Source organism: Mesorhizobium sp. 01N446 (assembly GCF_056399285.1).
Genome location: NZ_JBFTRA010000002.1, coordinates 521802 through 542935, shown reverse-complemented (window position 1 = coordinate 542935; position 21134 = coordinate 521802). Strand labels below are relative to the sequence as shown.

Annotated in this window: 17 protein-coding genes; 10 read left to right on the top strand and 7 right to left on the bottom strand. The window is 63.1% G+C overall.

Features of this window, described 5'->3' with window-relative positions; genetic code table 11:
- Positions 1–56: 56 nt before the first annotated feature.
- Positions 57–785 carry an AzlC family ABC transporter permease gene (locus tag AC1DPX_RS10965; protein WP_202359066.1) on the top strand — a complete coding sequence of 243 codons (729 nt, stop codon included), beginning with the start codon at positions 57–59 and terminating at the stop codon, positions 783–785.
- Entirely contained in the window at positions 782–1078 is a 297-nt protein-coding gene (locus tag AC1DPX_RS10960; protein WP_202359067.1) for an AzlD family protein, read from the top strand. The genes AC1DPX_RS10965 and AC1DPX_RS10960 overlap by 4 nt, the downstream gene beginning before the upstream one ends.
- A 95-nt stretch (positions 1079–1173) precedes the next feature.
- On the opposite strand, the gene AC1DPX_RS10955 is transcribed toward AC1DPX_RS10960, so the two are convergent.
- Entirely contained in the window at positions 1174–3018 is a 1845-nt protein-coding gene (locus AC1DPX_RS10955; RefSeq protein WP_477236504.1) for an aminopeptidase P family protein, read from the bottom strand.
- A gap of 634 nt (positions 3019–3652) precedes the next feature.
- On the opposite strand from AC1DPX_RS10955, the gene AC1DPX_RS10950 reads away from it, so the two are divergent.
- Positions 3653–6685, top strand: coding sequence for an autotransporter outer membrane beta-barrel domain-containing protein (locus AC1DPX_RS10950; protein WP_477236502.1), 3033 nt, complete (start codon positions 3653–3655; stop codon positions 6683–6685).
- 198 nt (positions 6686–6883) lie between these two features.
- On the opposite strand, the gene AC1DPX_RS10945 is transcribed toward AC1DPX_RS10950, so the two are convergent.
- The gene (locus AC1DPX_RS10945) at positions 6884–7756 is read right to left on the bottom strand and encodes a 50S ribosomal protein L11 methyltransferase (RefSeq protein ID WP_477236500.1); all 873 of its coding nucleotides are present in this window, start codon (positions 7754–7756) and stop codon (positions 6884–6886) included.
- A gap of 10 nt (positions 7757–7766) precedes the next feature.
- Positions 7767–8345: an SCO family protein gene (locus AC1DPX_RS10940; RefSeq protein WP_477236498.1), complete on the bottom strand. Its 579-nt coding sequence runs from the start codon at positions 8343–8345 to the stop codon at positions 7767–7769.
- Between the two features lie 188 nt (positions 8346–8533).
- Here AC1DPX_RS10940 and AC1DPX_RS10935 point away from each other — a divergent pair, with 188 nt between their 5' ends.
- The 3 genes from AC1DPX_RS10935 (at position 8534) to AC1DPX_RS10925 (ending at position 10520) form a co-directional block, all read left to right on the top strand.
- Positions 8534–9052 carry a CreA family protein gene (locus AC1DPX_RS10935; RefSeq protein WP_477236496.1) on the top strand — a complete coding sequence of 173 codons (519 nt, stop codon included), beginning with the start codon at positions 8534–8536 and terminating at the stop codon, positions 9050–9052.
- 85 nt (positions 9053–9137) lie between these two features.
- Positions 9138–9779 (top strand): transferase hexapeptide repeat family protein, encoded by a 642-nt coding sequence (locus AC1DPX_RS10930; RefSeq protein WP_477236494.1) that lies wholly within the window; start codon positions 9138–9140, stop codon positions 9777–9779.
- Positions 9780–10094: 315 nt separating this feature from the next.
- The gene (locus AC1DPX_RS10925; RefSeq protein WP_202359074.1) at positions 10095–10520 is read left to right on the top strand and encodes a low affinity iron permease family protein; all 426 of its coding nucleotides are present in this window, start codon (positions 10095–10097) and stop codon (positions 10518–10520) included.
- 11 nt (positions 10521–10531) lie between these two features.
- Here AC1DPX_RS10925 and AC1DPX_RS10920 read toward each other — a convergent pair whose 3' ends face one another.
- A complete protein-coding gene (locus AC1DPX_RS10920; RefSeq protein ID WP_202359386.1) occupies positions 10532–11398 on the bottom strand; it encodes an SDR family NAD(P)-dependent oxidoreductase in 867 nt (288 codons plus the stop codon).
- Positions 11399–11533: 135 nt separating this feature from the next.
- Between AC1DPX_RS10920 and AC1DPX_RS10915 the strand changes: the two genes are divergently transcribed.
- On the top strand, positions 11534–11815 hold the full coding sequence (locus AC1DPX_RS10915; protein WP_095773965.1) for a hypothetical protein: 282 nt from the start codon (positions 11534–11536) through the stop codon (positions 11813–11815).
- A gap of 15 nt (positions 11816–11830) precedes the next feature.
- Here the strand turns inward: AC1DPX_RS10915 and AC1DPX_RS10910 are convergent, their stop codons facing one another.
- Positions 11831–12406 carry a TMEM175 family protein gene (locus tag AC1DPX_RS10910; protein ID WP_202359075.1) on the bottom strand — a complete coding sequence of 192 codons (576 nt, stop codon included), beginning with the start codon at positions 12404–12406 and terminating at the stop codon, positions 11831–11833.
- Positions 12407–12527: 121 nt separating this feature from the next.
- Positions 12528–13988, bottom strand: a complete 1461-nt coding sequence (locus tag AC1DPX_RS10905) for an MATE family efflux transporter (RefSeq protein WP_477236492.1) — start codon at positions 13986–13988, stop codon at positions 12528–12530.
- 223 nt (positions 13989–14211) lie between these two features.
- Between AC1DPX_RS10905 and AC1DPX_RS10900 the strand changes: the two genes are divergently transcribed.
- Positions 14212–15003 carry a L,D-transpeptidase gene (locus AC1DPX_RS10900; RefSeq protein WP_477236490.1) on the top strand — a complete coding sequence of 264 codons (792 nt, stop codon included), beginning with the start codon at positions 14212–14214 and terminating at the stop codon, positions 15001–15003.
- A 185-nt stretch (positions 15004–15188) separates the two neighbouring features.
- On the top strand, positions 15189–16808 hold the full coding sequence (locus tag AC1DPX_RS10895; RefSeq protein WP_202359078.1) for a patatin-like phospholipase family protein: 1620 nt from the start codon (positions 15189–15191) through the stop codon (positions 16806–16808).
- 153 nt (positions 16809–16961) lie between these two features.
- Here AC1DPX_RS10895 and AC1DPX_RS10890 read toward each other — a convergent pair whose 3' ends face one another.
- A complete protein-coding gene (locus AC1DPX_RS10890) occupies positions 16962–18425 on the bottom strand; it encodes an esterase-like activity of phytase family protein (protein ID WP_477236488.1) in 1464 nt (487 codons plus the stop codon).
- 292 nt (positions 18426–18717) lie between these two features.
- Between AC1DPX_RS10890 and AC1DPX_RS10885 the strand changes: the two genes are divergently transcribed.
- A complete protein-coding gene (locus AC1DPX_RS10885) occupies positions 18718–21129 on the top strand; it encodes a GcvT family protein (RefSeq protein ID WP_477236486.1) in 2412 nt (803 codons plus the stop codon).
- Positions 21130–21134: the final 5 nt, after the last annotated feature.

The window sequence follows — 21134 nt, the reverse complement described above, 5'->3', positions numbered from 1 at the left end:
GTGTGACAAGGCGGGCGGCACCACCTACATCGACCATCTTGACCCTGGAGCGATCGATGGCAACGGACGTGATTTCCGAGAGCGGCGGCAGAAGCGACTTCTGGCAAGGCGTGCGGCTCTCCATGCCTGTCGTCGTGGCGGCGGCGCCGTTCGCGGTGCTGTTCGGGGCGCTTGCCGTCGAGAATGGGTTTTCGGTCTTCGAAGCCTTCCTGATGAGCGCGCTGATCTATGGCGGCGCCAGCCAGATGGTCGGCATCCAGCTGTTCGGCCAGCATGTCGCGCCGTGGCTGATCGTGCTGTCGATCTTCGCGGTCAATTTCCGCCATGTGCTCTACTCCGCAGGCATCGGCCGGCGCATCACGCATTGGCCGGTTGTCCAACAGGCGCTAGGCTATTTCATCCTCACCGATCCGCAATTCGCCGTGGCCGAGGCGAGGGCGGCGTCCGGCCAGACGGTCGGCTTTGCCTGGTATCTGGGGCTTGGCCTGCCTGTCTATGTGTTCTGGGTGATCGAAAGCGCGCTGGGTGCGGTGTTCGGCAAGCTCATCCCCGACACGCATGCGCTGGGCATCGATTTCCTGCTGCCGATCTATTTCCTCGGCCTGGTGATGGGCTTCCGCAAGCGGCCGCTGTGGCTGCCGGTGGTGGTCGCCAGTGCCTGCGCCTCGATCATCGCCTACAAGACGGTCGGCTCGCCCTGGCATGTCTCGATCGGCGCCATTGCGGGCGTGCTGCTCGCCGTCATCCTGCCACCGCACCATAGCGGCGTGGAGACAAGGCCATGAGCACGACTTTCTGGATCATCATCGCCGGCGCGGTGGTCACCTATCTCACGCGCATCGGCGGACATCTGGTCATCTCGCGCTTCGACAATATCCATCCGCGCGTCGAGGCCGGCCTCAACGCCGTGCCGGCGGCGGTGCTGACGACGCTGGTGGCGCCGGAACTGCTGAATGCCGGACCTGCAGAGTGGGCCGCACTGGTCGTCACCGCCGCGGTCTCGCTGCGCGGCGGGCTGATGTCGATGTTTTTGGCCGGCGCGGCGGTGCTGATCCTGGCGCGGCAGTTTGTGGGATGAGAGCTCCGCCGTCGCGATTGCTTTGAACGCAAGCGCCGCCCCTCATTGCCCTGCCGGGCATTTCTCCCCGTAGAACGGGGAGAAAGAAGCTCATCTCAAATCTTCGCGTCGTGCGGCAGCGGCGCTGTCGCCTTTTCCAGCCAGGCCAGCGTTTCGCCGTCGAGCATCGGTCCGATCTCGGCCAGCACGCGGGCATGGTAGGCGTCGAGCCAATGCAACTCCTCGCGCGTCAACAGGTCTGACCGCACCAGCCTGATGTCGATCGGCGCCAGCGTCAGCGTCTCGAAGCCGTGCATGGCAACGTCGCCGCCGTCGATCTGTTCGGCCGGCGTCACCAGGATCAGGTTCTCGATGCGGATGCCGTAGGCGCCTTCCTTGTAATAGCCGGGCTCGTTGGACAGCATCATGCCTTCGAGCAGCTTTTCGGTGCCGGTGCGTGCAATGCGCTGCGGGCCTTCATGCACGGCCAGGTACGAGCCGACGCCATGGCCGGTGCCGTGGGCGAAGTCGCAGCCATGCTTCCACAACGCCATGCGGGCGACGGCGTCGATCTCGGAGCCGCGCGTGCCTGCGGGGAAGCGCAGCGTGGAAATGCCGATCATGCCTTTCAGCACCAGCGTGAAGCGTTCGCGCATTTCCTCGGTCGGCTGGCCGATCGGCACGGTGCGGGTGATGTCTGTGGTGCCGTCCTGGTACTGCGCGCCGGAATCGAGCAGGAACAGCTCGCCCGCCTGCAGCTTCCGGCTGGTGGCGCGCGACACGCGGTAGTGCATGATGGCGCCGTTCGGGCCGGCGCCGGAAATGGTGTCGAAGGACACGTCGCGCAGCGGCATCTGCGTTTCCTCGCCGGTCTGCCGGCGGCTTTCCTCCAGTCTGGTCACCACCGCGATCTCGTCGAGCGAGCCGGGTTTCTGCCGCTCCAGCCAGCACAAGAGCTTGGCCACCGCCGCGCCGTCGCGGCGATGCGCGGCGCGCGAGCCGTTGATCTCGGCCTGGTTCTTGGTGGCGCGCGGGATGCGCGCCGGGTCTGGCGCCGCAACCACCGTGCCGCCATTGTCCTCGACCAGCATGCGCAGCCGGTCGGCCGCCAGCACCGGGTCCAGCGCGATTTTCGCACCGCCCTTGGCAAGGGTTGCGATCGCCGCTTCGAATTCGCCGGGCTCGTGCAAATCGGCGAGCTGGGTGAGATAGGCCGCGACCTGGCGCGAGAATTTGCGCTTGTCCATGAACAGCTGGTGCGATCCGTCGGCGGCGAGGATGGCGAAGCCAAGGGCCAGCGGCGTGTGTGGCACGTCACCGCCACGGATGTTGAAGGCCCAGGCGATGGAGGAGGGATCGGTCAACACCGCATGCGTGGCGCCGTCCTTGCCAATCGCCGTCGCCAGCCGCGCCAGCTTGTCCTTGGCGAGCTCTCCGGCAAAGCCGATCGGGTGCAGCTCGACCGGCGTCACAGGTGCGGCGGGCTGGTCCTTCCAGATGATGTCGATCGGGTTGTTCTCGAGCGGCACCAGCACGGCGCCGGTCTTGTCGGCCGAGGCCTGCAGCGCCTTGACCTCGCTGATTGTGTGCAGCCATGGATCGAAGCCCAGCCGCGCGCCCTTGCCGATATTGTCCTTGAGCCAGACGGCGGGCGGGTTGTCGACCAGGCTTTCGACCGAAAAAATGTCGAGATCGACCTCGCTGCGCACCTGCAGCGTATAGCGCCCGTCGACGAAGATGAAGGCGCGGCCGCGCAGCACGATGGCGACGCCGGCCGAGCCGCTGAAGCCCGTCAGCCATTTCAGCCGTGCCGAACGATCGGCGACATATTCGCCCTGATGCTCGTCCGCGCGCGGAACGATAAAGCCGTCGAGGCCGTTCGCTGCCAGCCACTGGCGCAGCAACGCCACGCGCGGCTTGCCGACCGAGGGGTCGCCGGCGGAATCGAAGGTCTGGAACATGATGGGCCTCCTGACATCGGCGTGACCGTAACCTATGGACCTGGAAAGCGGAATCGATTTCCAGCTGGCGCAACCTGCTACAGCGCTGGCTGGCTGACAACCAAATGTGGCTGGTCCAGCCGCTGCACCAAGGCCGGGTTGTCGTTGCCTCCCGGCCGCGACCCGGCATTGCTGCGCTGCCCGCCGTCAGCCGGGAATTGTAACCAGAAAAAGTCAGCAACAACCGCGTTTTGAACGTGCGTCACTTCATGCGGCAAGCTATCTGTCTCGGGTTTTCTTGTCTTGACCGCAGGACCTTCCGGTCAAGATTGGTGTCGGGGAACCGGTTTTGCCACGCTGTTGGAAACCATGATGCTGGCGATGTGCGCGCAGGATCGAGGTTGAAGATGTGTATGCTGAGCCAGTCAGCCGGCAAAAACCGTGCTTGTTCGCAGTCCGGCATCTGGTGTGGCCAACTATTGATTGATGCAAATTCGCAACGGATTTGCTCTGATTTCTTGTCTGGGCACCGTGTTGCTTGGGTCCGGTAATTTTTACGGCCTACATTCGCTTGTCTGTCGGCGGCGGTTTTCGTAGCGTCGCCATGGGCTTCAAGGGTCGATTCAGCCAAGGGATGGCTGGTCGGGGGATTTTCATGAGACATTCCGTTTCTACAGTGCGTGCCAAAGGCGATGGCGAGGTGAATGCGCGGCTTGCGGGCTCGCTTCTGTCGTCCACGTCGCTTCCGGCTCTGCTGATAGCCGGGCTGATTGCGGCCGCTGTAACGCCGATCAACTCCGGTGCCGCCTCGGCCGAGGATTTCATTCACAACAGCGGCGATTGGGGCATAGCTGCGAACTGGACTCCCGAAACGATTCCCAACGGCGTCGATGCGGTCGCGAACTTCAACCATGATGCGCCGGACCAGGGGCTCGGCTATACCGTTTTCCTGACTGGCGGACCCTATACGGTCGGCACGCTGAACTTGAATGCGACGAGCACCTCCGGCGGTTACCGGTTTTCAAACGGTGTTTTGAATTTCCAGGCCTCTGGGCAGGCCGCGGTCAACGTGCAGACGAACAATTTCATTCCCGACCTGGACGCAGGCGGCAGTTTCAATCTCATCTCCGACACCGTTTTCACGGTTGCCGCCGGGGCTCATTTTACAGCGGATGGAACGATCTCAGGTGCAGGCCTCACCAAAAGCGGTGATGGCTTGCTTACCTTGAATGGCGCAAACACCTACACCGGCGGCACCAATCTCTATGGCGGCACGCTTAGCCTCGGTAACGACAACGCGCTGGGAACCGGCGTGCTTTCCGCCTTCAGCGGAACGGTGATCGATATCCAGAACGGCGTCACGATCAGCAACGACCTGACTATCGATCTCAGCCAGACGATCAACGTCGGATCCGGAGCAACCGGAACCTATGCCGGCCAGATTTCGGACCTCAGCGATCCATCCGCGATCGTCAAGACCGGTGCCGGCACGCTCGTGCTCACCAACAACAACAGTTTCGGCTCAGGCGCCCGGATCGAGGAGGGAACGATCCGGGTCACGGCCGACTATGCCTTGGGCGTGGGGCCGATCACGTTCAACGGCGGCACGCTGCAGGCGGGTGCGAACCTCACCCTTCCCAATGTTTCGATCCTGTTCGGCGCCGCCGGCGGCACCATCGACACAAACGGTTTTGACGTCAGCACCTCCGCCAGCATGGGAGATGACAGCACGCCGAGCGGGACATTCACCAAGACAGGCGCCGGAACGCTGACGGTGGACGGCTTTGCTGGCAACAACACCTATGCCACGGCCACCAACGTCGCCCAAGGCACACTGAAGGCGGGCCTGATCACCAACATTTTCAGCGCAAACAGCGCCTATACGATCGAAAGCGGTGCAACGCTTGATCTTAACAATTTCGACCAGGCGATCGGTTCGCTGGCCGGCGCGGGAGCGGTTAATGCCGGGTCAGGCAGGTTGACGACCGGAGGCAACAACCGCTCGACGGTGTTTTCGGGCGTCATCACCGGTACCAACGGGCTGATCAAGGACGGCACGGGAACTTTCGAACTGTCGGGTTCGAGCCCGCTGTCGGGCGGGGTCGAGGTGAAGGCCGGCACCTTGCTGGTCTCCGGCTCGCTTGGCGATGCGGGGATTACGGTCGATAGCGGCGCCACGCTCGGCGGCGGCGGCACGGTTGGCGTGCTCGATACTTTCGGCACGGTCGCGCCCGGCAAAAACGCGATCGGCACTTTGAGCGTCGACTACTCCGCCCAATTCCGGGCCGGTTCGACCTATGCGGTGGAACTCAATTCAACTGGCCTTTCCGACCTGATCCACGCGTCCGGCGCGGCGACAATCGACAGCGGCGCCGGCTTGACGGTGAGCAATATCGGGCTGGGTGACCTGGTGGCGGGCACCCGCTACACGGTGCTCGAAGCCGCCAGCGTCAGCGGAACCTTTACCCTGGTCGGAGATCCGCAGGTTTCCGCCTTCGTCAGGCTGAGCACCACGTCCGATGCGACGCATGCCTATGTCGATGTCACCCAGACACAGACCTTCGCCGCGGCCGGTGTGACGCCGAACCAGATCGCCACTGCTGACGGGCTTGAGAGCGCGGGCAGCAGCGCCCTGGTCAGCGCGGTGCTTGCCTTGCCGAGCGACGCGGCGGCTCAGGCAGCTTTCGACCAGCTTTCGGGCGAAATCCATGCCTCGGCCAAGGGCATGCTCCTGCAAGACAGCCGCTTGCTGCAGGATGCGGTGACGGCGCGCTTGCGTGGTGCCTTCGGCGACAGCGGCAAGACCGCCTCGCTGCCGGTCATGGCCTATGGCGAGGACGGCATTCAGCCGATGGCTGCCGACACGGACCGCTTCGCCATCTGGTCGCAGGGTTTTGGTTCCTGGGGCGGCACCGACAGCGACGGCAATGCCGCTGCCTTCGACCGGTCGACGGGCGGCCTGCTGGTCGGCGCCGACGGCCTGGCCGGCGCCTGGCGGATCGGTGTGGTCGGCGGCTACAGCCGCACGAGCTTCGACGCCGACGACAGGAACTCGTCAGGCGACAGCGACAATTATCACCTCGGCCTCTATGGCGGGACCAATTGGGGCGCCATCGCCTTCCGGACCGGCGCCGCCTACACTTGGCACCGGATCTCGACATCGCGCTCCGTCGCTTTCCAGGGTTTTACCGACAGCCTGTCGGCCGAGTACGACGCCGCGACCGCGCAGGCCTTCGGCGAATTGGCCTACAAGACCGATGCCGGGCCGTTCGCCTTCGAGCCCTTCGCCAATCTCGCTTATGTGAACCTGCACACGGACGGCTTCGCGGAACGCGGCGGCGCCGCGGCGCTGACCAGCGGCAGCTCGACATCGGACGCGACCTTCACCACGCTCGGTGTCAGGGCCTCCACCGACATCACCCTTGGCGGCGTGGCGGCGACCGCGCGCGGCATGCTCGGCTGGCGCCATGCCTTCGGTGACGTGACGCCGCTGTCGAGCGTCGCCTTTGCCGGCGGCGACTGCTTCACCATTGCCGGTGCGCCGATCGCCAGGGATGCGATGCTGGTCGAAGCCGGCTTCGACGTGYAGCTGGCGCGCAACGCCACGCTTGGCCTGTCCTATGCCGGACAGTTCGGGGCGGATGCCTTCGACAATGGGTTCAAGGCCAATCTGGGCATCAAGTTCTAGGGCGTGCTGATATTCAGGTGAGGCAAACGATGGCTTCCTGCGCTTCCCCGTTCTACTGCGTCGCAGTAGAACTGAGTCACGTACGAAAAGTACGCTCCGCTCCGGTTCTCGAAAGCCACCGTTTTCGGCTCGGCCTGACCAGAATCTCAGCACGCCCTAGCCAATGCCGAGCAAAGAGCGGCAATCGCCTTGCCGTTTTCAGTGCTTGAGGTGGATCGTCACCCAGCCTTCGCGGTGCAAGGTGCGCACGTGGCGGAAATTCTGGCCGACATAGGCCGATATGACGGCGTCGCGCTGGCGCTCGAGGATGCCTGACAGGACGATCGAGCCGCCGAGCGCGATATGCCCGGCCATTTGTGGCGCGAGCCGCATCAGGGGCCGCGCCAATATGTTGGCGACGATCAGATCGAAAGGGGCGCGTCTGCCGAAGATCGGGTGGTGAAAGCCCGGCGCGGTCACCGTTTCGATAAGCGCCTTGACGTGATTGAGCCGGGCATTGGCGGCGGCGACCTTCACCGCCACCGGGTCGATGTCGGTGGCCAACACCGGAATATGCGCCAGCTTGGCGACCGCGATCGCCAGCACGGCGCTGCCGGTGCCAAGGTCGAGCGCGTTGCGCGGGTGCTCGCGCCGCACCACTTTCTCCAGCATTTCCAGGCAGCCTGATGTGGTGCCGTGATGGCCGGTGCCGAAGGCAAGGCCGGCCTCGATCTCGATGGCGAGTTCGCCGCTGTGGCGCTTCCTGCGGTCATGCGCGCCGTGGACGAAGAAACGGCCGGCGCGCACCGGCTTGAGACCCTCCAGCGAACGCGCCACCCAGTCGATGTCGGGCAGCACCTCGCGCTCAACCGGCTTCGACAGCGCAAGGCCGGCGAGAATGTCCTTCACCCGCGCCTCGACCGCGTCGACATCGCCGTCGGCATAGAGCGACACCTCGTGGATGTCCTGGTCTTCGTCGACCTCGAGCACGGCGATCGGCAGGCCTTCATCCTCGAAGGCCAGCTCAAGCGCCGCGAAGATGCGCTCGGCCTCGATCTTGCCGGTGGTGAAATGGAGCCGCGTCTGGGTCATCTGATCTGTATCAGTTCTTGGCCGCGAGCCGCTTCAGCTTCTCCACGGCGGTGCCGGCGCTTTCGCCATAGGCGATCGTGCCGGCAAAGTCGCCCCTGGAGTTGAGCAGCAGCACCGAGGCGGTGTGGTCCATCGTGTAGTCGCCGTCGCCCGTGTCGACCTTCTTCCAGTAGATGCCGAACGACTTGGCCATGGCGTGGACCTTGTCCGGGTCGCCGGTGATACCGATGATGCGGTCGGAGAAATTGCTGACATAGGCGTTCATCACCGCCGGCGTGTCACGCTCCGGGTCGACCGAGACGAAATAGGCATGCAGGCTCTTGCCCTCGTCGCCAAGCGTCTTCAGCCAGCCGGACAGCTCAAACAGCGTCGTCGGGCAGACCTCGGGGCAGTGGGTGAAGCCGAAAAAGACGACGCTGGGCTGCCCCCGGAAGGCGGCTTCGGTGATCGGCGCGCCTTTCTGGTCGACCAGGGTGAAGGGCGCGCCGAACGGTTCGCCGCCATAATGGCCGCGATACCAGTCGAAGGTCAGCCAGCCGATGCCGGCCGCCATCAGGACGAGAATGCCGACCAGGATAGAACGCATCATCAGAAAAGTCCGTCTGCAGAAATCATCGCGCCGGCTCAATGCCGCGCCGGTGCGACAGTCTTAGCGGTTTGGCCTTGCGCAAGCAAAGTGCCGCGATGCCGCAACTGCTGTGGTGTCGATGCTCGTGCTTGCAAAGCCGCACCACGCGTCCCACCTGATACCGGCAACTCGAACCGCAGGAGGCTCCTTTGTTCGAAGTGATTGGACGCGAACGGATTGGGCGAAAACTGATCGGTGGCGCCTTGGCCGCGTGCGTCGTGCTTGGCGCCGGCTGCGCCATCGCCGAGGAAGTCGGCAAGGTCGGCGTCGACTGGGTCGGCAACGACATCATCGTCGAAGCGATCAAGGACCCGAAGGTGGATGGCGTGACCTGCCATGTCTCCTATTTCGACCGAAGCATCATCGATCGCCTGCACAAGGGCAACTGGTTCGAGGATCCCTCGGATTCGTCGATCTCCTGCCGTCAGACCGGACCGATCACCATCGGCGACATCGATATGAGCGAGGGCGGTGAGGAGGTGTTCAAGCAAGGCATCAGCCTGATCTGGAAGAAACAGGTGGTGAACCGCATCTACGACAAGACCAACGAGACGCTGATCTATCTCTCGCATTCGCGTCAGGTGCAGAACGGCTCGGCCAAGATGTCGGTCACCACAGTGCCGCTCTACGGCCAGAACGTGGTGTGGAGCAAGGGCAAGCCGAAATAGGCGGATGGGCGTCTTTTGTGCTGATTGGCCCACGACAATTGCTCCTGCCTTGCAGGAGCAATTGGTCTGACGTAAAGCCGCCGGCATGGACCGCACCGAAAACCTCGTCCTGAAAGATCCCGAGCCGCGCATCCACCCGACCGCGGAGCTGAAGGCGTGCAAGCTTGGCCGCTACGCTTCGATCGGCGAGCGGGTTGTGCTCCGCGAGGTGAATGTCGGCGACTTCTCCTATTTCGAGCGCCATTCGGAAGCCATCTACACGAGCATCGGCAAATTCTGCTCGATCGCCGCCAACAGCCGCATCAACGCGCTGGAACATCCGATCGAGCGGCTGACCCAGCACAAGGTCAGCTATCGGCCGAATGAATATTTCCGCTGGCTGGGTGTCGATGCCGCTTTCCGCGAGCGGCGGCAGGCGAAGGCCGTGACCATCGGGCATGACGTCTGGATCGGCCACGGCGCGGTGATCATGCCGGGCATCACGATCGGCAATGGCGCGGTCATCGGCGCCAATGCGGTGGTGACGCAGGATGTGCCGTCCTACACGATCCTCGCCGGCGTGCCGGCAAAGCCGCTGCGGCCGCGCTTTGCTCCCGACATAGCGGCGCGGATCGAAGCGCTCGCCTGGTGGGACTGGCCGGTCGAGAAACTCGCCAGGGCGGTTCCCGACATCCAGTCCATGCCGATCGAAGCCTTCCTCGATCGTTGGGAAAACGACGCCGGTTAGGCTCCTCCGAGAGCGGTCTGTGCATGTGCCAGACGGCGCTTTGGGGAAACCATGCTCCGCGCTCTCCGGACTGAAACCCCTTCCGCCATGCGGGGGTGGCGCAGCGGAAGGGGCTGGAGGTAAACCGCTGTGAAGCGGAAGGAACAGGCTCTCTTGCCTGCACGGTTACTATGGCATTGAACCGATAAGGTGTGTTTTTCGCCGTATGCGCGCTTTGCGTGTATTCAATTGCACCCTGATGTATTTGCTGTCGGTGGGAACCCGAGACGGCCGCCGGTTGTTTCTCATCGCGGCGTTTATTGAGGGTCTCGACAGATGGAAAAGCTTTTCACCAGGATCGCCAACTGGGTCGCCCATGTAACCGGCCTGCCTCTGACCTTTGCCGTCTGTTGTCTGATCGTCGTCGTCTGGGCGGTGAGCGGGCCGTTCTTCGGCTTCTCGGACACCTGGCAATTGGTGATCAACACCGGCACGACCATCATCACCTTCCTGATGGTGTTCCTGATCCAGAACACCCAGAACCGCGATGGCGCGGCCATCCAGGCCAAACTCGATGAGCTGATCCGGGTGAGCGCGGGCCATAACCATTTCATCGGCATCGAGCACCTGACGGAATCCGAGGTCGAGGAAATCCGCGACAAGTGCGAGCGGGCGGCGCGGCGGCATGACGAGAAGATCGCCGCCATGGCCGCAAAGAAGGCCGTGGCGCAAAAGCGATCTCCGAAAAAGCACGCGGCTTGAGGGCTTGCCGATCAGCCCTTGATGAAGGCTGTGAACGCATCCTTGTGGTCGGGGTGCCAGCGCGACAAGGCAGGGCGGTTTTCAATGATGTCGCCGATGGCCCAGGCCATGCGCTTCTCGTCCAGCGGCCGCGCCACGTCATTGTCCGGGCACAGGATGTAGAAGTCGCCCCTGACCAGGGATTCCAGCATGAAATCAATGACCTGTTCGCCGGTCCAGGCGCCGGCCGGCTTTTCCGTCGCCCCCTCGGTAAGGCCGGTATAGGTGAAGCCGGGAATGAGCAGATGCGCCGACAGGCGGTCGCCCGGTTCGTTGCGCAGCGCATGCGCCAGGCCCTCGGTGAATGTCTTCACGCCGGCCTTGGAGACGTTGTAGGCGAGGTTGCCCGGCGGCGTGGTGATGCCTTGCTTGGAACCGGTGTTGACGATCAGGCCAGGCTTGGCCGATGCCAGCATGCGCGGCGCGAAGGCCTCGACACCATGCACGACACCCCAGAAATTGATGTCGAGCAGCCGTTTCCAGCCATCGCGGTTCTCCCAGGGTTTTCCCGGATTGTCGCCGATGCCGGCATTGTTCATCAGCAGCGAGACCTCGCCGAAGGCGCCGAAGGCCCGGTCGGCGAGACGGTCGACCTCATCGGCCTTCGAAACGTCCGATGCAACGGCAAGCACGGCATCGTCGCCGGCAATGGCCGAGACGGCGCGGGAGGCATCGTCAAGGCGCGCGCCGCCGATGTCGGCGAGAACGATCTTCATGCCCATCAGCGCAAGCCGCCTGGCGGCTGCCAGACCGATGCCGCTGGCGGCGCCGGTGATGACAGCGGTGTTGCCTTTGCCAAGCGCGGGCAGGGCGGTCTGGATTTCGGCGTCGGTGATCATGGGCAACAGCATCCTTTTCTCGATGGCGCCGAACTTAGCGCCGGAACGGACTTGCGCAAGCCTCCGTCAGTGCGACTTCGGGTTGACCAGCCGGGCCGCGACTGCGCATGCTGCCTCACAAATGGAGACTTTCGATTGACGGACTGGATCGCAATTCTGAAAGAGCAGACCGCCACCGGCGACCAGATGGGGCGCGAGGTGCCGCAGATGCTGGCCAATCCCGATATCAGCGAAGCCCAGGTGAAAACACTGTTTTCCGCGCTGGAAAAACAGGCCGAATTCGTCGAGAAGCTGCGCATGGCGCTGGAGAAATTCGGCCATGACTTCTCTATCATCAAGGCAGCCGAAAGGCTGGAGGAACGCTATGCCGACCTTGCCGCATCGGTTGCCGAAAAGCTGAAGGCGATGCGCAAATAGAGCCTGCTTTTAGAGTTATTTCTCGAGAACGCGCGAAAAACGCGTATCCGGCACAAGCCACACCAGGGCCACGGCGACATAGAGCCCCACACCGATCCACCGGTTGAGGAAGGTCAGCGCAATGGCCACGATATAGACGGCAAGCGAAAGCCTCCCCTTGCGGTCACTGCCGATTGCCTTGGCGAAGGCGGTGTCTTGTCCATGCAGGCGATGCAGCGCGGCGGCCAGAATCGTATAGGCGATGGCGCACAGCACCAGATCGAAACCGTAGACCGCGACCGGAACCGTGGCGAAATGGTTCTCGCCCATGAAGGCGGTCGTCACCGGCATCAAGGACAACCAGAACAACAGATGCAGGTTTGCCCACAAGACCCCGCCGTCGACGCGCTGCACAGTGTGGAACATGTTGTGCAGATTGTTCCAGTAGATGCCGACATTGATGAATGAGAGCACGTAGCACAGGAAGACCGGCAGTTGCGGCACCAGGGCCGAGAAATCCTCACCCTCCGGCACTTTCAGCTCCAGCACCATGATGGTGATGATGATGGCCACCACGCCGTCGGTGAATGCCTCGACCCTGCCTTTGCCCATGGAGCCCCCCGATTGTCTGGTAAAATCTACGCGATGACTGGATGTGCGGCTACCCGCCATATGGCTGGGCGAACGGTGGATGGTCCGCACCTTGTCCAGGCGGCTCGCGAAGCCAAATCATTCAGCCGTTCGGCGTCTCCGGCGCCATGTTGGCGCGGCCGCGCGGCACGCCAAGTCCGGTGTCCGGCGGCTCGCCGGCGGCCGGCCTGTTCTCGATCATATGGAATGTGCGCCAGCCGCCGAACCGGTAATAGGCCGCGGCCAGCACAAGCGAGGTGATCGAGCCGGCCGGGAAACTCCACCACAACGCTTCCTCGCCGATCACGCCGCGCATGAAATAGGCAAAGCCGGTGCGCACGATGAGCACCGAAATCACCAGGATGATCAGCGGCGGCATCACCGCGCCGGTGGCGCGCACGGTGGCGAACAGCACGATGGTGACGCCGAACAGGATGAACGACCACGACGCTGCCGTGTTGATGTGGGCGGCGATGTCGATCGCCGCGCTGTCGTTGCTCAGGAACAGGCCGAGGATCGGGCGGTCGAAGAGCCACAGCAGCGCGACCAGGGCTCCGGTCAGCACGAGGTTGAAGCCGACGCCGGAGGCGGCGACGCGGCCGATCCGGTCCCAGCGGCCGGCGCCGACATTCTGCGCCGCCATGGAGGAGACCGCGGCACCGATGGCCAGCGCCGGCATCTGGATATAGGTCCACAGCTGCGCGGCGATGCCGTAGGCGGCGGCGACCTGCGAACCGTAGGAATTGACGATGCCCATCACCGTCAGGGCGGCCGCCGAGATGACGATCATCTGCAGGCCCATCGGCACGCCCTTGAAGACGACGATGCGCAGCAAAGCGGGGTCGGGCCGCAGCAGCGCGAGATTGGGGCCGGCCAGCCGCAGCGGGTGCTTGCGCGCGTAGAGCACGACAAGGATGGCGATGACGCTCACCGTCTGGCCGATCAGTGTCGAGGTGGCGGAGCCGGCGATACCGAGTTCGGGGAAGGGGCCGATACCGCGGATCAGCAGCGGGTTGAGCACGATGTCGAGAACGACCGCCAGCGCCATGAAGATGAAGGGCGTGCGTGAATCGCCCGCACCGCGCAGCACGGTCATGACGAAGGACAGAAGGTTCATCATCGGCACGGCGACGAAGATGATGCGCAGATAGGAACGCGCCAGCGGCAAGGCGTCCGCCGGCGTGCCGAGCGTGTTGAGGATGGCATCGACCCAGATCCAGCCGCAGACGGCGAAAACCACCGAAACGAAGAAGAAGAAGGTGGCGCTGGTGCCGACGATGCGGCGCGCCTCGGGCAGGTCACGGGCGCCGACCGACTGTGCCACCAGGATGGTCGCCGCCATGCCGATGCCGAACACGGTGCCCAGGATGAGGAACAGGACGAGGTTGGCGTTGGAGGTGGCGGTCAGCGCCGATTCACCGAGAAAGCGGCCGACCCAGACGGCATTGATCGATCCGTTGAGCGACTGCAGCACGTTGGAGCCGAGCACCGGCAAGGCAAACATGAGCAGCGTGCGCGGAATCGGGCCGCTGGTCAGGTCGCCGGTGCGCCGGCGCGCGGGCATTTTTTCGTCCATGGCTGGCGACTCGGCAAATTGATCTGGATCCGCTCCACCATCATTGCCGATTCAACGGGGCAGGTCGATGCGGCGTCGGAAAAGCTTGGGCGGCGGTCTCCTGGCGGGCCTTGATCTAATCTTGTTCTCAAAACTCCCGGAATGGGATATTGATCCCCGGGGGCGTGGGGGCCGCATTCCTTATCAGATCTTGCGAATAGCCGGGGGGTTCATGTCCGATAATCCGCTGTTTTCCGAGCGCCTGAACAGGCGCGCCTTTCTCGGTGCATCCGCTTTGGGCGCGGCTTCCTTCGCTCTCTCGGCCTGCACCACGACGGAGGTGGTGACGCCGCCGCCGGTGGCCGCGCCGCCGCCCGATACGGCGTTCGGCGATACCGCAACCATGTACGCGGCGCGCACCGACGAGGGCTTTCAGCTGCCGGCAATCCCGGTGGCCAAGCTCGATCCGAAGTTCGTTCGCCAGATCGTGGCCGACCCGACCGGTGAAAAACCCGGCACGATCGTCGTCGATGTCTCCGAGCACTTCCTTTATCTGGTGCGCGACGGCGGCCAGGCCATCCGTTATGGCGTCAGCTTAGGGAAGGCCGGCTTCGGCTGGACCGGCAGCGCCGTGGTCCAGGCGCGGAAGAAATGGCCGGTGTGGACGCCGCCGCCGGAAATGATCCAGCGCCGGCCGGAACTGGCGAAGTTCAAGGATGGCATGCCGCCAGGCCCGCAGAGCCCGCTTGGCGCCCGCGCGCTCTATCTGTTCCGCGACGGCAAGGACACGATGTACCGGCTGCACGGCACGCCGGAGTGGGAATCCATCGGCAAGAACGCATCGTCGGGCTGCGTGCGGTTCATGAACCAGGACATCATCGACCTCTACGGCCGCGTCAGCGGCCCCGCGCAGGTCTTCGTGCGCCCCAATTTGTCGGCCGCCGGCAAGATCATGGCGGTGTCGAGCAGGACGGCCGAGCCGATCGATGCCGGCGTGCCGAAGGACGCGGAGTTCCTGAAGTAGATATCGCATTTGGCGCGCTATCGACTGGCCAATAAATTTGCAATATTCGGCGCTAGTCTAGTACTACAGGCCAGGATCGAGATGCGCCCTCGCGCAGGCAAGAGTCGTGGTTTGAGGCACTAGTCCTCGCAACGTCCAATGTTTGTATGCAACTTTGGCAATGAACCATACCGAGAGTGGGTTCGATGGCAGCCAGATCCAATCCGAAGCGTGGCCTTGTGATCCAAGGTGGCGGCGCGAAGGGGGCGTTTGCTCTTGGGTGTTTGCGCGTGTTCCAGCGACAAGGAATTGAATTTTCTGCGGTTGCGGGCACGTCGGCGGGGGGCCTTTGCGCTATCATTTGGTCGACCCAAAAAATTGAAGAAGGCATTGCGCTCTGGAGGTCAATCGATCACAGCCTCTTTCTTGGTAAAACTCCAGACGGGTGCTTTCGACGCGTTCTCAAGATCTTTTGCATAGTAGGGAAGATCTTTCTCCTTTACTTAAATGGCGTCGAGCCGGAAGGTCGCTCCCAAGTTGCCCGCGATCTCATCTTTTCTATCCTTGTTGGTATACTGTGTTGGGCTCTTACGCCGTATGGCATGCCTACTTGGCTCACCATCGCGAGTCTGATCCTGATTCCTATTATTGCAATTTGCGCTTTCACGAACACACTGCCAAAGGTTGGCTGGGATCAACGAGTCAGAAGCCGGATCGTTGGAGCGCAAATTTTTGTTGGCGAGATAGCAGTACTCGTTGGAGCAGGATCGTTGCTGCTTGAACTGTTCAGGTTCATCCAGCCGGTCCAAGGTTTCACTTGGGCATATGTAGGTTACAATGCTGCAATTGTCGTGGTCGCTCGCGCACCAATGGAGCTTAGGTCTACCCTGCTAGAGGGAAAGTTGCTCGCTGGTAAGATCGTAGAATTCCTCTCGGCCGAAATTAAAATACCTACATTCGTTACCGTCGCGAAAGAGTATGGTCCGGGGTCACCGCACTTTCTGCTTTCCACCCCTGGCGTGTTTAAGGCAGTTTATGCGGACCTGCAACGCGCTCCAGCTCAATTAAAAGCGGCTTTTGCATATGCTAGCGCAGCCCTGCCGTTAGGAATTCTTCCCGAAATGACAATCGATGGCAAAACATTTGTCGATGGGGGGGTAGCCGATAACACTCCGATTACTCCAATTCTTGGGCAGGATGTTGATGAGATATGGTTGATTTCGCTTAGCCCCACCCTGTTTGATTTGAAAGATCACATGCGCAATGTTCTGATGCAGGCGATATTTGTCGAAGGTCCACCGCAAATCAGCGCTGAGGCCTACAGCGCTGCTCTTAGCCACTTCGACAAAATAAAGTTAGTCGTCTTTTCACCGCCAACCGACCTTGGCAACATGCTTATGGGGACTCTGAATTTCAACGCAAAGCGTACCAACGCTTTGATGGTACTTGGGGAGCGCACAGCAGAACGTGTTCTGAGAAGCGGAACTGGCTATTCTTCGCGAATATACCGGCTGAATTATAAGTTTTGGACCCGACTGCGCTTAATTCGTCGAGCGCTTCCGCCTTGTAGCGTGGTTCACCCTTATAAGCGAAGCAATATCAGTGACCTCACGAAGAGCGAGTTTGAGTTTCCGGATGTCCGTGTGAAGCCTGACGAGGCCGGGAGACCCTCCTGGCACGCTTCGGTCATCGTACTTTGGTCGATCTATCTCGGAAATTCGATCAATAGCGGTTGGCAAAGTATCCTCTGGGCTACGCTGTTTGGCCTCGTTGGCCTCTCGCTGCCAACATGGCGTGCGCGCATGAGAAGGAATCTCGACAAGTAAAGAAGACTATGAAGTGGCGCGAGATCTGAGCGCGAGACGACAGTCGCCTCAAGGCAGGCGCATTTTCAAAAGCGAGGTGTGGCCGAAAGACCACCATTTGATCGGCGAACCGCAGAGCGGACGCGACATGCGCGCCCGCCCGGATAAAGGCAACTACTTCTTGGCGAGGCCGGGCAGCGTCACCTGATAGACCAGGAACATGGTGTCGACATTGGCGCCGTCATCGGCCTTGTAGGGCGCGCCGACCTGGAAACCGTCCTGGGCGAGGAAGTCGTTGTCATTGGCGACGAACAGGAAATAGTCGTCGGGCAGCTTCGGATCGAGAACGCTGGCCAGCGACATTGCTTCCCATTTCTCGGAAAGGTTGTTGTGGTCGTTCGGCGCGCCATTGTGCAGGCCGAAGCGATTGAGCTGCGCATTGTCGTTGATGTCGATGAACGGCGTCAGCCTGGCCGGCGTCACCGACGGATCGAGCACGCCCTTGGGCGCGACCGGCATGTCGGCGGCGTCGAAGGGGCCGCCGGCGATGTCGGTTGCCGCCGAAACGTCGACGACGAAGATCTGGCGCAGAAGCGATGTGTCGCCCCTGACGCCCTGGCCGTTGCCGCTGTCGCGCGCCAGCATCAGGAAGGACGTGTCCGACAGCGCCACGATCTCGCTTTGCGCGGCGACCTTGGTCTTGCCCTTGGCATCCTTGAACACCGGCAGCGGCACGACATATTCATGCGCCAGCTTGAGATGGGCGAGGTCGGAAGCGTCATAGACCAGCGCCCGCGTGTTCTGCCGGGTCGAACCGGAATCGCCGCCATCCTGCCTGGTCGCCGACTGCAGCACGGCGATCAGGAACTTGCCGTCCGGCGTCATCGCCATGCCTTCGAGACCCTGATTGTTCTGGCGGCCGGTCTCCGGATCCTTCGGATCGGGCTCGGCGGCACCTGGGCCGGGATTGTCCGAGGAAAAGTTCGGCGCGCCCTTGCGCGTCGGCACCAGCGCCGCCGGCGGCTGGGTCGCCGACAGCAGGCGGCCTTGCGCCGAGAAGCGGTAGATGTTGGGGCCATATTCGTCGGAGATGAACATCGAGCCGTCGGGTAACCGCACGATCGCCTCGTTGTCGAGGGCGAGCTTGCCATTGGTGGCGACGGGCAGCATCGGCATGTCGCCGGCGCCGGCGCGCACATCCGACAGCGGATCGAGACCGGTGGCATCAGTGCCCTTGTCGTCGGTCAGAAGCATGGTGTCGGTAAGCGTCGCCTTGACCTCGGTCTGCTCCTGGCCAGCGGCGCCTGCTGCCGCCGGCGTGAACTCGATGCCGATCGTGTTGATCCGCGGCCGGTAGTCGGTGGTGCCGGCGACATTGTAGCCGCGATCCGGCAGCAGCCAGAGCGAACCTTTGTAGGTGCCGGCCTCATGCGTCCAGCTCGATGTGTCGATCGCCATGCCGGAACCCGAGCCGAACGTCTCGCCGAATTTGTCACGAAGTGCGGCCGGGATGCGGCCGACGCCGACCAGGCCCTTGTTGACGAGGACGGTCGCGGTGCCGTCGGCGAGCGCCGGCGTCAAGGCGCTGAACAAGGCCAGCGCGACGCCGAGCGAGGCGGTTCGGTGCAGGTGTTTCATGGATGATCCTCTTTGTGACAGATGTGCCGGAGCGGCCGAAGAGCGAAAGCTTAAAGAGGCGGTACATCGATGATGCCGCGCGCCCCCCCAAAAGCGGTCTACGGCGCGAACATGATGCTTGCGTGACAGGGCGGCATGTGTGCCCGCCGGGATATTCGCAGGCCGGGAAAAACACGCGCTCTGGCGGAAGAATGGATCCTCCCCACGCATCCGTTCGGGCGTGCAGGCGCATCACTGGACACTTATGTCCAGTGCGTATATGGTGCGCTTCTGACAGACCGGGAGGGAAGCCTTGAAGTCGCACTACCGTGCAGTGGTCATCGGGGGTGGGGTGGTCGGCGCCTCGGTGCTCTACCACCTGACGCGGTTCGGCTGGTCCGACGTGGCGCTCATCGAGCGCGCCGAACTGACCGCCGGTTCGACCTGGCATGCGGCGGCCGGATTTCATGCGCTCAACGCCGATCCCAATGTCGCGGCGCTGCAGGACTACACCATCAAGCTTTATCGGGAGATCGAGGCCGAGTCCGGCTGGGATATCGGCCTGCACATGACCGGCGGCGTCAACATGGCCAGCGATCCCCAGCGTTGGGAATGGCTGAAATCGGCCTGGGCGGTGTTCCAGTCGGTCGGCATCGAAACGGCTCGTCTGGTGACCCCTGACGAGATCAAGGAAATCTGCCCGATCGTCGACGTAAGCGGTGTGCTCGGCGGTCTCTACGATGCCAACGAAGGCCATCTCGACCCTTACGGCACGACGCATGCCTATGCGGGTGCCGCCAAGAAGCGCGGGGCCGACATCATCCTGCGCAACCGTGTCGTCGAGTTGAAGTCTCGCGCGGACGGCCACTGGGACGTCGTCACCGAGCAGGGCACCATCGTTGCCGAGCATGTCGTCAACGCCGGCGGACTGTGGGCAAAGCAGCTCGGCCGCATGGCCGGCATCGACCTGCCGGTGACGCCGATGGAGCACCATTATTTCATCACCGAGGACATCCCCGAGATCGCGGCGCTGGACCGGGAGATCGGCATCGCCGTCGACCTCGACGGCTTTTCCTACCTGCGCCAGGAGCGCAAGGGCGTGCTGCTCGGCGTCTATGAGCAGAACCCGAAGCACTGGCACATGGACGGCGCGCCGTGGGACTACGGCATCGAGCTGATCCCGGAAGACATAGACCGCATCAGCCCGGAACTCGCCAGGGCGCATGAGCGCTTTCCCTGCCTGGCGAGCGCCGGCATTCGCAAATGGGTCAACGGCGCCTTCACCTTTACCCCCGACGGCAATCCGATCGTCGGACCGGTGCGCGGCCTGAAAAACTACTGGGTCGCCTGCGGCGTCATGGCCGGTTTCAGCCAGGGCGGCGGCGTCGGCAAATCGCTGGCCGAATGGATGATTTACGGCGAGCCGCAGGCCGACATTTTCGGCATGGACATTGCCCGCTACGGCGCCTTTGCCGCCAACCGCGAATATCTCGGGCAGACGACGCGGCAATTCTATGCCCGCCGTTTCGTCATGACCTTTCCCAATGAGCGGCTGCCGGCCGGCCGGCCCTTGAAACGCCCCGGCGCCTATGACGGCATGAGCGCGGCCGGCTGCGAATGGACGGCATCGTGGGGGCTGGAAATCCCGGCCTATTTCGCGCCGATGGGGTTTCGCGAGAACACCACGCTCAAGCGTTCCAACGCCTTCGATATCGTCGGCGACGAGGCGTTGCAGGTCCGGCGTGCCGCCGGTCTCGTCGATATCTCGGCCTACTCACGCTATGCGGTGTCGGGGCCAGGCGCCGAGGCATGGCTCGACCGGCTGCTTGCCTGCAAGCTGCCGAAAGCCGGACAGGCGCGGCTGTCGCCGATGCTCGGGCTGGACGGGCGACTGAAGGGCGACCTCACCGTGATCAACTGGGGCAGCAGTGACTACTGGCTGATGGGCTCCTACCATCTCAGGGAATTCCACATGCGCTGGTTCGAGAACCAGGCGGGAGAGGGAGTCACCGTCACCGATCTCTCCGATGCAATGAGCGGCTTCCTGCTGACCGGGCCGAATGCGCGGAAAATCCTCGAGCGGACCACGCATCAGGACGTCTCCGGTGGGGCACTGCCGTTCATGGCCTGCGGCGCGTTCGACATCGGCATGGTGCAGGCGCGGGTCGCCCGCCTCTCCATCGCTGGCGAACTCGGCTTCGAGATCAGTTGCCCCGCGGCCATGCATGCCACGCTGCGCGACACGCTGCTTGCCGCCGGTGAGGATCTTGGCCTGGCCGAGATCGGCTACTACGCGCTGAATGCGCTGCGCCTGGAGAAAAGCTTCGGCATCTGGTCGCGCGAATTCACGCAGGGCTACACGCCAGGACAGACCGGCCTCGACCGTTTCATCACCTTCGACAAGGGCGATTTCGTCGGCCGCGAGGCGGCGCTGAAGGAGCGCGATGCCGGTGCCGCGCAACGGATCGTGACGCTGGAGGTCGACGCCGTCGATGCCGACGCCAGCGGCTTCGAGCCGGTCTGGCGCGACGGCCGGCGCGTCGGCTTCGTCACGTCCGGCGGCTTTGGCTACACGATCGGCAAGAGCGTCGCGCTGGCGTTGGTCGACGGCGATTTTGCCGAGGAGGGGACGGCGCTTTCGGTGCACATTGTCGGCGTCGAGCGGCCGGCTCGGGTCATCGCGGCCTCGCCCTACGATCGCTCGGGCAAGGCGATGCGGCAATGAGGAGG